The organism is Granulicella pectinivorans (assembly GCF_900114625.1).
GTDB classification, from domain to species: Bacteria; Acidobacteriota; Terriglobia; order Terriglobales; family Acidobacteriaceae; genus Edaphobacter; species Edaphobacter pectinivorans.
Map to the genome: position 1 here is coordinate 3363706 of NZ_FOZL01000001.1, position 14717 is coordinate 3378422.

Annotated in this window: 10 protein-coding genes; 2 read left to right on the forward strand and 8 right to left on the reverse strand. The window is 53.9% G+C overall.

What is annotated here, in order from left to right; all coding sequences use genetic code 11:
* Positions 1-348 precede the first annotated feature (348 nt).
* From brxL to BM400_RS13375, 7 genes are all read right to left on the reverse strand, one after another.
* Positions 349-2403, reverse strand: coding sequence for a BREX system Lon protease-like protein BrxL (gene brxL, locus BM400_RS13345; protein WP_089839620.1), 2055 nt, complete (start codon positions 2401-2403; stop codon positions 349-351).
* Positions 2400-4676 (reverse strand): BREX-1 system phosphatase PglZ type B, encoded by a 2277-nt coding sequence (pglZ, locus tag BM400_RS13350; protein ID WP_089839621.1) that lies wholly within the window; start codon positions 4674-4676, stop codon positions 2400-2402. Before pglZ ends, brxL begins: the two co-directional genes overlap by 4 nt.
* Positions 4673-7963 carry an Eco57I restriction-modification methylase domain-containing protein gene (locus BM400_RS13355; protein WP_089839622.1) on the reverse strand — a complete coding sequence of 1097 codons (3291 nt, stop codon included), beginning with the start codon at positions 7961-7963 and terminating at the stop codon, positions 4673-4675. Before BM400_RS13355 ends, pglZ begins: the two co-directional genes overlap by 4 nt.
* A gap of 2 nt (positions 7964-7965) precedes the next feature.
* Positions 7966-11415 carry a BREX system P-loop protein BrxC gene (gene brxC / locus BM400_RS13360; protein WP_089839623.1) on the reverse strand — a complete coding sequence of 1150 codons (3450 nt, stop codon included), beginning with the start codon at positions 11413-11415 and terminating at the stop codon, positions 7966-7968.
* Entirely contained in the window at positions 11415-11975 is a 561-nt protein-coding gene (locus BM400_RS13365; RefSeq protein WP_089839624.1) for a BREX protein BrxB domain-containing protein, read from the reverse strand. Before BM400_RS13365 ends, brxC begins: the two co-directional genes overlap by 1 nt.
* Positions 11972-12793 (reverse strand): hypothetical protein, encoded by an 822-nt coding sequence (locus BM400_RS13370; protein ID WP_141223924.1) that lies wholly within the window; start codon positions 12791-12793, stop codon positions 11972-11974. Before BM400_RS13370 ends, BM400_RS13365 begins: the two co-directional genes overlap by 4 nt.
* Positions 12794-12929: 136 nt before the next feature.
* Positions 12930-13325, reverse strand: coding sequence for a hypothetical protein (locus BM400_RS13375; protein ID WP_175529026.1), 396 nt, complete (start codon positions 13323-13325; stop codon positions 12930-12932).
* A gap of 83 nt (positions 13326-13408) precedes the next feature.
* Between BM400_RS13375 and BM400_RS13380 the strand changes: the two genes are divergently transcribed.
* The gene (locus tag BM400_RS13380; RefSeq protein ID WP_089839627.1) at positions 13409-14125 is read left to right on the forward strand and encodes a hypothetical protein; all 717 of its coding nucleotides are present in this window, start codon (positions 13409-13411) and stop codon (positions 14123-14125) included.
* Positions 14126-14152: 27 nt separating this feature from the next.
* Here BM400_RS13380 and BM400_RS13385 read toward each other — a convergent pair whose 3' ends face one another.
* Positions 14153-14368 carry a hypothetical protein gene (locus BM400_RS13385; protein ID WP_089839628.1) on the reverse strand — a complete coding sequence of 72 codons (216 nt, stop codon included), beginning with the start codon at positions 14366-14368 and terminating at the stop codon, positions 14153-14155.
* A gap of 132 nt (positions 14369-14500) precedes the next feature.
* Between BM400_RS13385 and BM400_RS22990 the strand changes: the two genes are divergently transcribed.
* Positions 14501-14716 carry a helix-turn-helix domain-containing protein gene (locus BM400_RS22990; RefSeq protein WP_217644113.1) on the forward strand — a complete coding sequence of 72 codons (216 nt, stop codon included), beginning with the start codon at positions 14501-14503 and terminating at the stop codon, positions 14714-14716.
* Position 14717 lies beyond the last annotated feature (1 nt).

Sequence of the window (14717 nt, forward strand, 5' to 3'; positions counted from 1 at the left end):
GTAATAGGAAGATCGGGAACAGGTCTTACTGCCGACTTGATGTTCAGCATGGGCAGGGTTGGAGCCGTCTTCAGATGAGCGGTGTATTCGTACTCGCTTCTGACACTCGGGACACCGGAATGGTCCGTCGAGGCGCAATGCCTCGGCGATCCCCACTAATACCCATCCAAATGCGCGTGTACTTCCTTCACCAGCCCAGCGCTGTACTTCCACATCTTGCATCTCGCTCCTTTGTCTGCGGGGCAGTGAAACTCCTTCGGCCGCAGATACCGGTTTCCATAGCAGTTCTGGTCCGTCGTTCCTTATCTCGAATAGAAGGTGCAGGACTAATTTGAAGGCAACGATGTTTCACTCAACGAGTGCCTTGAAGACTGCGTCGGAAGCATCCTTATAGAACTCGATGCTTATGCGGGTCCAAATATCATCGGGAAGATCATTCAATTGTCGGCGAGCTGAAACAGGCATCAGTAGAGTCTGCGCTTGCTTGTCAACCGCAAGTTCTGCGATACGGGTCGCGTTCGGAATCATGTCCACAGAACCGCCCAAGCTCAATCCTCCGACGATGATTGTTCCTCCCCGCGTGTTTTTCCCCAGTAGCGAACCGCACAATGCTACTAAGACTGGGAGGCCCAACCCTCCGCCCGACTTGTCCGCGTCCATAGCCCGAGATTGGATGGAGAACTCGTGTTGTCGCGGATCTCGATCTCCGACCAATTCCTTCGCGCGTTGATATAGGTTCTGCTCACCGACCCGTACACTCTCTTTGAATAAGGGGGAAGATGCCTGATTCAGAATCTTCACTCCGCTCCCATTCCCAGAGGTGACCTCAATCCTGTAAAGGCCTGGGCCAGATTCTGGAGTACCGATGCTTGACGCCCATACCTGCCCGGGTGGAAGCGGGTCACTTTCGATTGCTTCGTCACTATGGAGTTCGGGTGTCGCGACAAACTGCTCCAAACCTTCTAGGCCCATGGTGTAGCTAAAGTGCGTGTTACGGAATTCACTCTTAAAGCATCGCTTTTGCTGTTCCTTGACGCGCCGCCGAGACTCGAGTGCCAACCTGATAATCCATTCCAGGTCAACATCCGGTACCGGCATGTCTGGCTGCGGAAAGAGTAGCTTGACCAAGCCGCTAGTCGTTTTCGACACAGCTTCTATATCACGTCCGCTTAGCGCCCCGCCCAAAAACACTCGCCCCTGTAAAACGCTGGACCTGTTCTGAGACCGCAGTCTCGACCAACATTCACTCAAGAAGTCGCTGACCATTCCGAAGTGATCGGTGAGGTGCTCAGCGGGGCTAACTTTTGGGAAGTCCCAGCCTGCACCATAAGCATGAAGCCTGTCCATAAAAGCGGTGTCGTTTCGCATCTCTGGAGGGAGGGGGCTCAGCAGATGACCAACTCTCTGTTGTTGTTCGACATCAACATCAAAATTGCCGACCATCACAATGCCACCTTCGGCACGGATGTTTTCTTTCCCCCTACTGAATTGGCTTGAGGCCATGTACCCCTTCATGATGTTCACGCCATCTTTCTGATCGAAGGAGATACCGGAGACTTCATCGAAGCAAACCACATCGTATTGGCAAACAAGACCGCGCTGACCGCTTGCGTTGTTCACAAACATTTTTGCCACGGTAGCCTTGCCGCCGGAGATCAAATGGGCATAAGGCGATATTTGCTGGAAGAGGTGACTCTTTCCGGTTCCACGAGGACCAAGTTCAACGAAGTTGTAATTCCGCTCGACGAATGGCACCATCCGCAAAATAGCTAGCCGGCGAGCGCGCTCTGAGAGGGAGGCTGGTTCAATCCCGATGGAACGAATCAGCAAGTCTTTCCATTCTTCCGTCGTAAACTTCTCACGTCCTCCTCCAAGGACGTCAAGCACGTCAGACTTTGACATCTGAATCGGCCGTAGACTGTCGATCCGAAACGGTCTGCCGGCATTTTCTTGCGCGACGATTCCATCATACGAAAGGCTCACTTCCGCATAGAATCCGTCAGTCAGCATCCGTTCGTTGTCGCGCACGAGCTCGTCACCAATACGAACGTCTCGAAGAGCGAGACTTGGAAGCTCCGCGATATAGCAATCGTTTTTTGTATCCAGCTTGGCCTTAACGATATCGATCAGCTTGATCGACCCTTGCTCCTTTGCGCGCGCCTTGAAGAGTTCCTCTTCGCCTGTGCGAACAGTCCGATCCTGGAGTTGCTTCTCAACGATTGCCAAGCCCTCTTTGATTTCCTGTTCATCTGTACTGGCACAATAGCGCCCGAGCAAGAACTCTACGACGTAGGTCGGGACGGGGTATTGGCGAGAATACTTCCTCACTAGGTCTTTCCGAACGAGGAAGCCGTCATACGCAGACGCAGCAAGTCGGTCGAGCGCATCCATTTCTAAGCTCATGCTTTTTCTCCTACTGACGTTGTCTTCTGATCGAGGATCGACCCGGACGTATCGAGCAAAACGACCATAGCTGCCGCGCCTTCGTGCTGATCGTCAACTACAACCAAATTGACTTCGCCGCTACCGCCAATCTTTTTAGTGGTCGCCACAATGCTGGAAGCCGGCTGCTTCCAATTTGTTCTCAGGTCCACAACGACGGACGAATCATTCGATTCCACCTTGATCTTGCAGCGCATTCCGCGCCAGTCGATTGAGACGATGGACGCCGAGGTTACCTTACCGCCTGCAGTCACGAGAATATCGGGCACAACGCATTCCTGAAGACTGACTCCGCCATGTGTATATTTCTCTCCGGATCGAAAGCACGCCACGCCTGGAGGAGATGCAATTCGCACTTCGGAATTCCATTGCCACGGGTAGGATGGAACCGCAGCCTCGCCCTTCACAACAGCACAACGGGACCACTTTGTTTCGGCCAAGAAAGCAGGCAGGTCTACCTTAGGTAGTGCGTCGGGCATGAGAAGCCAGCCATGGTCTGTCACGATGCGGACTTGCTTCCAGCCGGCATCCAGTAATTGCACAACCCGGTCCGCGACGTTGAATATCTCCGTCTTGACGCGTCTCGCAAGATCATCGGGATGTTCGTGTCCGTAATGGTCGATTTGACCAAACTCCGCCCATCCCCCGCGTTCCGTCCCGCTCGGAAAGAGCTTCTCTGATCCAGCGAGGATCTCGACACCTGTTTGTGCCATTGCTGCGCGTAGGACCGGAGCCGAAGCCGTTTTTACACCGAGCGTCGGAGCGAAGTCTTCACTAGATTCTCCGAGAAACTCACCTGCGACTTTCATAATTGCGGGCTTCGCGGTCGCGGTGACCGTTGGGAGCGTGGATAGACGAAAGCCCTGCTTAATGATGTAGCCGCGCTGCTCTAGTTCGGCTGCCAAGCCCGCTCCGACATCAAAACGTAGTCCGTCTACGAACAGAACGCATACGTCGCGGTCTCCAACAATTGGTGCCGAGGTTATCTTGCCGGCCTTCTGTACCAAACCTTGAAAATGCCGAGCTGAAGAGTCGAGCCAAGGCTCGTAAAGCGCCCGTACCGCTTTCTTCATGATTACGGACTCTGGTGTGGTCTCGCGGAATCTCGACAGCGCGTCTAACGCTGCCTCATCGCAGCGGTATCCTCCAGACGCATAAGCGGTGGCGGCGGCATCTACCGACGCCCCGCCGATTGGAAGCTGGCTCAGCTTCGAAAGCGTCACAAGCGGCTCCAGCGACATCGCCCAAGGGCTTTGTTCGGTGCGCGCCCAAACCCACTGTCGCCGATCCTTATGCTCTTCTTCGAGAGCAAAAACTTTTTGAGACGCCGCCTTGTGCTCCAAGGAGCCCAGGGCCTGAATGGCCTTCTTCAATTCCGCCTCGTAGGAGGCATTGATTGCTGGGTTTCGAGAGGCATCAATCGCCAGACTTGCCGGCGAACGGAGCAATTTGGTCACACCAGGATATGCGGAAGGCGTATCGCAAAACCTATGCCAAACGGAGTCAAACTCGTGGCGAGCTTCGGCTATCCCTCTGACTGCCGGTTCAGGCCCGTCATTGGGGTCAATGTGGAACTCAGCGCGGCAGCGGTTTCGAAAAGCCTCCCACCGTGCGGCCTGGCTTTGTTCAAATAATTCCGGTGAATTGAGCCATTGGAGCAAGTCGCGGATCGGATCGGCGACGGAGAGCCGGTCGAAGTCGTCAGCATCGAGTCGCCGCCCGGCGAAACCCTTCAGGTCGGCATCGGCGAGAAGCGTAAGCGCACGCCCGAGAGCCTCCTCCGTGCGCTTGTCTTGTGCAACGTCGAGACTCATACCTTCTGCTGATGTCAGGAACGCCGGGACGGTCCAGTCCCGTCCATTCGATTGGTGCCAAACACGCCCCCGGTATTGAAGCTCGATCAAGGGTGCGAGTTGCGGAGGGCAATCGACTGCCGCACGCAAGGTCTGACGACTCACATTTGGAAGATACAGAATGGGGGTTGTGCCATTCGGTGGTGCCTCTGGCAGCATCCGATCAACGATGCACTTCAACCAGATGGCCGGACCGGTTCTTGTCTCTGGCTGATAGTCCCCGTAGACGAAGAATTCTGGAATCTCCGCAAGCAGGCGGGGGGCCAACGCGAGCCACTCCCCGGTTGCGTCGGTCCAGATAATCGCAACAGGAGCAACTTGACCTTCCGGCACCCTAAGACACTTTTTGAGTGATTCCCTAAGTTTCTCAAGAAGGTTCATTTCTGCTCCAAGGCCTGCTGCTTGTCGGCAAGCGAGAGGTGATAATCGTTTATTCTTTCTGTCGAATCTTGGAACCACGGGAAGCTCTGAAGACTCCTTTTCGGTTCTCTGCCGCGATCCTTTGTGTACTTGATCTTTGGCGTCACGCGGAGAATTCCGGGTTTGAGAGACTTGTATAACGTCGCTTGAGTGATCCAAGGCCGAATGTTCATCCGTACACCATCATTCAGGTCCGGCACCCATCCAATCGCCTGCTTATCCAAGGGCTTCCAGCGAACGAAGATGTCATATGGACTCTCTCCTTGGAGAATCTTCTTAAGTTCACTTTGGAGGTGGTCTGCGGCCGCAAGGCGAGTATCGCCACCCTCAACACCGTTGTGGACGTCTTGCTTCTGACGAGATATCCAATCACCTAGGTAGGAGTAGATCAATTTCTCAAGACCCTTGCGGTCGAGCATGTGGTAGTTGACCAAAGCGTGGAAGCCGTCCTTTATTCCGTCCCATATGTGCCATATGAATGGGACCTGGTAGAAGGTTTTGCAATGCTCATCAAAAAACTCATCACGCAACCATCCTTCAAGAGTCTTTGCCTTGCTGTTCTTGAGTAAAGCGGCCAGGCTGTAGCTCTCACCCAGAGCAGCCTGGAGAAGCGAGCGAAGTCGCAACGCAGCACCTTCTTCGCCGGCGACAGAAGCTAGACAAACGATCCCGTCCTTTGAGGCATAATCTTCCAGACCATCTGAATCGACACTTGGGTACGCCGGAAAGTTGAAACCTCTCTGTCTCGGCCAGCGATAGCCTACAAGCCGCGCAACGGCAACTTGCAACGGATCTCGAGAACCTTCGGGATGGCCCCGAAAGAGCCAGTGAGTGGGATCTTCGCTCTGACGGAACGGGGAGCCGTCAGGATACTTCTCGGAGGCGACGTTCCTCCAGTAGATTGGATCGAATGAGACCTTTCGCAGAGTCTGATTCGTGACTTTTAGTGTCTGATCAAGGCTTCTTACTGAACGAACAAACTCTTCGGATTGACAGAAGCACATGATGGGCAGGAGCAGAGAGGGATCCTTGGGGATGAGTACCGCGACGTTATTGTCGAATTTGAATCCTTCATATGCGCTGGCGTAGAGCCCTTTCACCCTATTGACCGCTATTCCTGCATGCCTCCATGCTCTCTGTCCGCTTTCGTGCATGTCATGAAGCTGATCTCTTGTTTCGCGTGCGTATACAGACAAGTCTCCGCTGCCGTCCTCCCAGCGAATAGCACATATCAGTCCATCGTCAGCGCCCGAGCTACTTACTGCGGTCCTAAAGGGCTCCCAAGTCCTCATTAGGTCTGTGACTTCCCAGTGAAAAACGGTGAAACGTTCCAAATCTCCGGTCACTGCACCTTGATAGCTGTCCACATAGAGATGGAACGTGCCGTTGAGAGAAGGTTCCTCGTTCAACATGAGTCTGTGGTCAGGGTTTCTTAGCTGGTCTCCCTGTAAGAGGAAAGCCGCACCGGACGAAGTAAGTCTCATAGCCTTGTCCGAAGGCGTCATTTCGTCCGAAGCATCCCACACAGCAATGGTGTGTGAGGGTGTGGGTCGGGTCCGCGTGAGGCCTATAAGAGACACACTGACAATTTCACCCGTGATCGTTTCAAATGCGCGAGCTCCTTGTCGTGCTATTACATTCCATTCTGTGTTCGTTAGCAGCCGTTCACGTAGCTTGGTATAGCTTGTCAAGGAGAGCCAGTTTTGGGGTGTAACGAGTGCCACCGATCCTCCTTCACTGCAAAACCTGACGCACCGGTCTACAAAACATGTTGCAAGGTCGGGTTTTGCATCTGAATGAAACTCCGCGCAGTATTGCGCGAGCAGCGACGATTGTCTGCCACGCCCGAGATAAGGAACGTTAGTGGCGACGAGTGAGAATTCGCTGGAGAGAATGCGGAATGCGGCGAGGACACCCTGTGCTGCGATCGCTAGTTCTCGCGCGTCCTCTGTGGCACTCTCGCTCGTTAATGCCTTTTCCAGCAGTGACAGGACCCTATCTGCACCCGCAGAAAAGACATTCGCCTTAAGGCGGAGTGGATCAATCAAACTCCCTAGCGTGGGAGCATCTTTAAAAAGTGAATAGAGCCTACGCATGGCCTCCCCCGCAGACCCATCATCGCCGGCGAGTGTTATCCAATCCTCCTCCTTGGCGTTGACTCCGAGTCCTGAACACGCGACATTTAGGGGCGGCAATTCGAAGTGAGTACGATTGAGCTTCCAAGCGGTCAAAGCAAGGTTGAAGGCTGCGATTTGGCTGCACCGAGGATCGAGTTCCAGCCCAAAGATGTTGTCACGCAATACGGCAAAGATGGATTCCGGGAGGGACAAAGACTCTTCTTCGGCGCGCATACGCGCCAACATTGGCAGAGCAAACGTAAGAAAGTGTCCACTACCCATGCACGGATCTAGAAGCCTTAGTTCTCTTGCGGTCTTCGGCCAAGCATTAAAATTCCCTGCTGCAGGAGACCCGTCTTCGTTGAGGCGGAGATATTTCCATTGATGTCCAGCTAAATCCGGCTTGCCGCGGCGCGCGGTCCACCACGCGCCAAGTGAGTTCTCTAAGAGGAAGAGGACCATATAGTCCTCAGTGAAAAGTTGAGTGACCGGTGACAGTTCATCTGCGCCGATCTTAACCTCCGCCTTGTTCACCTGATCCTTTGCATCTTTCTGCCAGAATTGATAAACCCAACCCAAGCTGTCGTCTGCAAGGAAGATTTCCCTCGGTAGGGAGTTGAGCTTCTTTTCCAATTCCGACCGCCGCTCGGGTGATAGTGGGACCTTGAGGGCCGGATCATCGGAACGAAAGACTTCACGCAGCAGCATTCGTTGAGCATATTCAGAAGCCAGGTCAATCCAATCGCGCCCCAGCCCCAGCGCTACTTCCTTGACTTCGTTAAGTGAAAGGGCCACTCCGTGTTCCGGATGCATGAGCAGGTCATTCTCTGCCAGGTAACGGGCAAACAGCAATCGGTGCCAATGTTCGTATGCGACCGCCTGTGTCAGGTGATTGATCGATTGGGATCCACGCTGCAGGTCTCGTTTGTCGCCGAGCTGGCGGCCATGAGCACGAAGTTGCGTTCGGAGGGTGCGTTCTTCAGGGATCAGTGAGGTGTGCGGTTCGTGACGGTCTACCGCAAGTCGCCGTAGCGACTGCTCGGCCCCCAATTCAGCAATGTGACGCGCCCCGTTTTCACCCGCGATGGTCTTCTCTAAGAGGCGACGCAGTTCTTTGGAAAGACTCGGCATGGTTATTGGACCTGAACGGGACCTTTCTCAACTGCTTCGAGCAGCGCCTTTTGTTGCCGCTCTGACCATTGCTTTACCTCGTCCGCAGATTTCAGGATCGCTTTTTCGACACTGATGGCTTTAACCTTCGGTTCGATCAGAATCGCAGCAGCGTTCAGCGCGTTGGAAACCCGCCCAGAAACTGCATCGGCCTCTGCCCTCCGTGCCGTCAGATTCCGTGCATCGAGAGCTCCAAGAATGGATGAGTCGCTGGATGTATCGGGCTTTGTGGGAGAAGTCACGCCATGACTCGTAAGAAGCTGTGCTCGTTGCTGTTCACTGAGCTTCGCCCAAACTGGACTGCTATTCAATAGATCGATACCGTGCTCGTATGCGGCTTCGTGGAGTTGGAAAGCGTCGTTAAGTGCTTGCCGGGCGATGCCAGTGAGTTCGGAACGGATCGGAGGAATGGGGTCTGTGGGATCTAGCAACAGCCGACCTACTCGAATCGCTTCGATATGTTTCAGCGCTCCATCTGCGGCCTGAAGACTGGAGACGTGAGAGGCGAGACGGCCCACACTGTTCCAGGCGGGCTCTCTTTGAGCAATGAGGCTTTTTGCCTTTTTCCAATCGGCAATCTTGGAGGGCAACGTATCTGTGACATCACGGAGTGCCGCTAGCCGATCATTACCAGCCAAAATTTGAATATCGTGCAGATCGCTGACCGACGGCTTAGCCGGCAGCGGAGCATCGCCTCCAGCCTCAGCCGCTAACGAAATCGCAGCACGAAGGAACTCGGAGGCTTTCTCGCTCTCTTCTCCCGAGCTGCACTTAACATCCAGAGACTGGAAGAGCTTGCGGAGCTTCAGTCGATCATCAAGCGAAATGCTGGTTTTTTCGATACGGAACTCTGCCTTTGGGATTCGGTTTTGATCGAGTTGTCCCCGTTCAACTGCCGTCCCATTCAGAGTTGCGATGAGTTGCTGACTGCTGTGAAGAGCAATCAGGGCGGCATCGACCGCATCGCGCGGCCATCCAAACGGTGTGGACTCAAGCTCCTTACGAACTTGAGTACCTGTCTTCCCGGAGCCGATCGTCTGACGTACTTGCTGACAGACGGGATGTTGCTCGATAGGCCCTTCGTACTTCAAGGTCTGGAAGGGCTGTTCGTGTGAGGCTCGCGCCCGCTTGATGCAATTTTCCCAGGCGGCGGATGGCGCATCCGCTTTGCCGAACTGCGGGAATAGCCGAATCAGTGAGTCTTCAGCAGCAGACTTCAGCTTTGCATCGAGAGCAAGCCCGAAGACCTCATTCCCGCCGCCCTGGAAGACCTTCGCTGCACCGACAATCTCGACGACGAGGCGACTGCGCTCGCCTTCCGCCAACTTCCTTCGACTTTCCATCGCGCTCTTTGCCAACTCGCCTTCTTGAGTTGCAGGGGCGCCCTTGGCTTGAATCGTCTGGTGAGCAGCTTCATACGTCGCGATAGCAGCAAGCAACTCTTCCCGCGACTTCTTTGGAATGAAGACGTATAAGGTTGGCGACTCAATCCCAGCCGCGATAGCTGCATCCGTCATCGCTTTTTCAGTGGAAGAGAATCCGTCGCGAATCCAAACAGGAATCGTTTCTCCGCTGACCTGAGGGTGGTCTTGGCCGCGATACGTTACCAGAGACCGGCTGACCTTTGCTTGTCCCTGGATGAGCTTGATTCCTTTGAGGGCTTGATCCACTTCGGCAGCAAGGAGTTGGTCTCGCTGCTCGTCGAAGTCGGCGGCGTTGTTCTTGAACTTTGCCTCGCGTTTGCGAAACTCATCGTCCCAGGCGCGCCCCTCCTCTGTCTGGATACGGTATTCGCTTCCGACACGCATCAGTATTCCATCGTCAGTTAGCTGTTTGAGCTGTGCTACAACATCTGTGCGCAGCTTGCCGTTATCGACTGTGAGGTCTTCGACGAGGAGATCAGCGATGTGCTCTGCGGTCGCACGAACTCCGATATCGGCGCTAGATTCAGTCTTCAGTTGGCCGATCAGAAAGATCAAGCCGCAGATTCTCTGCGCCAATCGATCCGATAGTGCTGAGATGCGGTCGTAAATTCCTCTCGGCAGCACACCTGTGCCGATGAGCTTCGATGCCAAGATCGAATACAGTTGATCCGCTGGAATCACAGCGCCAAGGGATCTGTCGGCAAGCTTTTCTAGAGATTCGTGAATGATTCCCAATTGCGAGCGGAGCTGGCTTTGCGTACCGGCGGCGTCGACCTGGCGGAAACACTCTTCCCAAAACCGGCGCCTCGCCGGCAGCAGTGGATAGTCGTCGACAATTGTTTTTTGGTCGGTAGCTCGTTCACCAATCTTTGTTCCTTGCAGTTGTCGTGAGACCTCACCAGCGTGACGGCTTAAGAGCTTCTCTACGTCCGCTCTTGCGGCGGGACGCTTCTGGAGCAGCACTTCACGTGTGACAACCTCGACATCCGTATCAGAAAGCTGCACGAGGATTAGGAATCGATCCAGCATCTTAGCGAGAAGTTCCTGACCGCTTAGTGCGGACTGCCCAGCAGCAACCAACATGACTTGACTATCAAGTTGCTTCGACAACACCTCTGCGATTTCCGTTATCGTTACGGACCGATCCACGGATGTTCCGATATACTGCTGAACTTCATCAAGAATGAAGATCGTGCAAGGAATCTTGCCGCCTTTACCTGCGCGCCTCAGCACTTGCTGAAATGTAGCCAGAAATTCTGCCGAAGTGAGGTCGGTGCTGCGAAGCGGAAACTGCTTACGGAGAGCTTCCCCAACCTGAGCTTTGCTGGAGGCGAAATCTGGATCGCACTTCAGCAGCGCCTCACGAATGATCGGACTGACGTACAGATCGCCGAGCTCCTTCTGCCATTGTTTGCCGGCAGCCTCAACGTCCCCTTTCACTTGATCGAGGAATCCCTGTTCCTCAAGCCAAAGTTGAAAATGAGCTAGCTGATACTGGTCTGGCAATCCGACGGCTCGGAATAGGATCGCAAGCACTGACTGTCGTACAAGGTCTGAAGTCCCTGATGGTAGGGTTCCTGCTGCTGCTAATAGACCACCGGATTTGCGCCCAGCTATGTCTAGTTCAAGTAGCGCGTTCCGAATCTCTTCCGGGAGATCCGGTACAAGGCTTCGTGCCGTAGCACCGTCTGGGAATACGGTATTCTGCCAGAGGTGGCATAGCATTTTGAGCAGGTGGGACTTGCCGCTGCCGTAGAAGCCACTGACCCAAGCTGCTTTGACGCTTGCCTGTGATTGACTTCTTAGAAATGACTCTAAGATCCGCAACATGCCATCGCCGTATTGGCCTTTGCAGACGAAAGACGATAACTCTCCACGAAGCTGTGCAATCATCTTTTCGTCCGCAGCCTCATTCTGGATACGAGCTTGACCATTGTTGGCTAGTGGATTGCGAGACGGATCGCGAAGCAAGACTTCTTTAAGTAGCATTAGGCGAGCCCTACACTTTCAAGGGTGATTGGCACAGCGAGGTAGTTCCATCCATCACGCGCATCTAGCAGCCGATAATTGTTTTGCTCGTATTGCCCTGGAAAGAAGATGACAAGGCGACCGAGGATAGATGATTCAACCAGTTTTAAGACCTGCGATATTCGAGTGAAGGCGAAGAGAGCACCGACGCCATAGACAGAAATCACAGAGTTTTCGTCAGCTTCGTGAGAGTTCAGAGCAGCACAGATTTTGGCTGCGACAAATGTTGTGAACTCCGATTCCAGCTTCAATTGCAAATCGTCAGGAGATTCGAAGTATGCATCTCGATACTCGGTGGTGGACAGCCATTCAGCAAACGCTGGCGCGATGTTGACTTCGATCCAATTGTGGTTGGCCTGCCTAGTCGCAATTTCAAATTCGTCCTTGTGAGCGAGAATGTCACGCTCAAGTTCCTTGTCGTACACAATGATGACGACACGTTGTGAGTCAGCAATGGTTCTTTGCCAGCTTGTCGCAATATGCTGACCATATATCTTTGCAAGCTTCTGAATGCGGCTCATGCTCTACCTCCAGGAATCTGGGGATCAAGACGACTAAGTGAAAGGTCGAAGACATCACCCGCAACTCGAAGATCAAGAAGACCTAACTTCTTCGCCTCGATCGCGAGGTCAAGCGCTTGCGACGGGGGACAGTCCAATGTCTTGATCCAACCAGATGTCAAAAGATCGTCGCCTCTGAGTCCGGCGCCTGTGCCGAGGTAAAGGGCAAAAGCAACGAGTCTTGGTGTCGGCGTGACTTTTTCCCTGACCTTAAAGGTCCTCCCTCGTAGATGTCCGGCCTGACTCCACGAACTGGCTGCATTCCGAACTACTTTGTCCAAGGTTGCGTCACTCAAGCGAGTTCCGACTGCCGACCGCAAGCTCTCTGTCATTAGCTTCCGAGGCATTTCAACGCCTTCATTGAGCGGCAAGATAACTTGCGCCGTGGCCAGAAGCAATGGATCTCTTGCAAGAGCCGTCAAGAGGGAGAGCAGCGGTCCCGATGATGGCTCGGCGTCCCACAGACGCCTGAGGACGCGAAATATCGGCAACTTTGGATCTAGTCCATATAGCTCAGTGAGCCTTTGGAGTGTTAACCGCCGAGTTGCGGTAGTCGCTTTTCGCAGGCAGTTGTGTGAGACGACCGCGTCCGCGTAATCCTGCTTGGCGGCCCCCTCGGGAACCACTCTTATCAACGCATCGAGTTCTGTGAACATCATTGTTCGGCTGGAATGCGTACCTTTGTCACCAGCCCGAAAGCCGAGTGTCTGGTCGAAATCGTTGGTTTGGAACCGGATCATGTCAGCACCGCTGTTGCGCTTGATGGCTTGCAATTTCAACTATAGAGCTATCTCTGGAACTGTCAACAGAACCATTGAAAAGTGCCGGCAAGTTTGCCGGCGAATCGTTTAGATTGTGAGTAGGCCATGAGCGTCAAATGACGGACGTGACCAGATACACCGGTGGTTGTAGGGATTACCGAACTCTTATTTGAAGCAACTTGCGGTATTGATCTTGCGTGACGGTCAGATTCACCGCCCCCACGCCGGCTCGGATGCCATGTTCCAGGGCTTGGCGCACCTCAAGGATCATTTGGGTGGGAGTGCGAGCGATCAGCGCCTCGATCTTGTCTGAATCGGCGAACGTAATTTGCCGGAATTCCCGCGAGGGATCTCCCAAATCTCGGAATGTCACCCTCCACCCCAAGCATCGCTCGAAGCGCATATAAAGCGGACGGGCAGTCTTGAGATCTTCACATCGGGAACATGCACGCTCCTCTCCGGGATAAGGAGGGGCAAGGATGGAGCGGCAGAAACAGCAGATTTTTCCTGCCATACGCATCGTTGAAGTTGATCCCCGCTCGCCGCCCATGCAATCCACTATAGGCGAATAATAGGCGAAAACAATCCACAAGAGCTCTGAGAAGATTGTGAAGTGGACGGGTTTTGAAAAACATGGGAATTGATTCGAACACAATCGAGGTTGGAGAGCTCTGGGCTCAGATTGAACTAATGGAGTCGCAACGCCGCTTCGATGGTCATGCCTATCCGGGGGGGCAAGGTCCATTTCCATTCAGACTTGCCGGGCAAGGTTTTTTCCCGGGTGGAGATGGTCTGTGGAGGGAAGATAGCGAACTCTCGGTCGAGTCTTCCAAAAAGATCAGGCGAGAAGGGATGATGTTCCTTGGAAACGACTTCGGAACTTTGCGGAGCTACGAGTCCCTACGTTTGAAGAGCTTTGAAAACCCAATCACCTGGAAAAATCTCAAGAGCAGAGTGCGACGAGCGAATCTTCCCACTGACCGTGCATTCTTTACCAACTCAGTGCTTGGACTTCGATTAGGTAGCGGAACGAAGGCGCTTGATAAGCGAGATTGGCAGAACTCGCCGCAGTTCGCCGCGTTCTGCCAAGAATTTCTCCGATTCCAAGTTGAAGCCTTGTTGCCTCGTCTAATCGTGGTACTTGGCCCAAATGCTCTTGTCTCCCTGAAGGCGTTCGGAGTGGCTGTCTCCGGCGACAGCACCTCGCGGGCAAAAATTGGTTCTCATGAAACGCTCCTGCACTGCACGACGCACCCTTACGGAGATTTCAATTTCAGCGATTCGCGCAAGGAACTAGATGCCGCAGCTTTGCGCCTCGCGTGGGAGCAGGCGTCCTCCGCATCAAGTTGACCCCGCTGCAGGGCCAAACTCAACAGCTCAATTCGCTTGTTTATGCGAAATAGGAGTGTCAGGCAGTTCTTCCTGGCAATACCGAGCGTCGATGGTCTGGCGGACGCCTACTGCAATTGAAAGTTGCGTCCCGTCGGAGAACCGCAGCAGGACCTCTTTCCCAAACTCAGGGTCATCCAGAACCGACACCTCGGCAACCGACTTGCCGACACCTTCCGGGAATAACATCTTCGACTCTGACATGCTCTCGCCTCGCTTTGGTCGATCCATCATGTCCCTTATTAGGGGATCGGGTCAACCGTTCACCACACTTCAGATGTGGCAGGAAAAGCGAAACCGGAGGCTCGGAAATCTCGGAAGGGGCGCAGTCCCGCGATGAGAGATTACTATGCCGGAGTCTTGTCTAAACTAATTTCTGCGCGGCAAGAGGCCGGCCTGACACAGCGGGAAGTTTCCCTCAAGTTAGGTATGGCACATTCCTACCTGAACAAGTGCGAATCCGGGGAGCGAGCAATCGATGTGGCAGAACTCTGGGCTATCTGCAAAATCTATAAGAAGCCAATGAGCTTCTTCGCACCCGACGAGCTTTGAA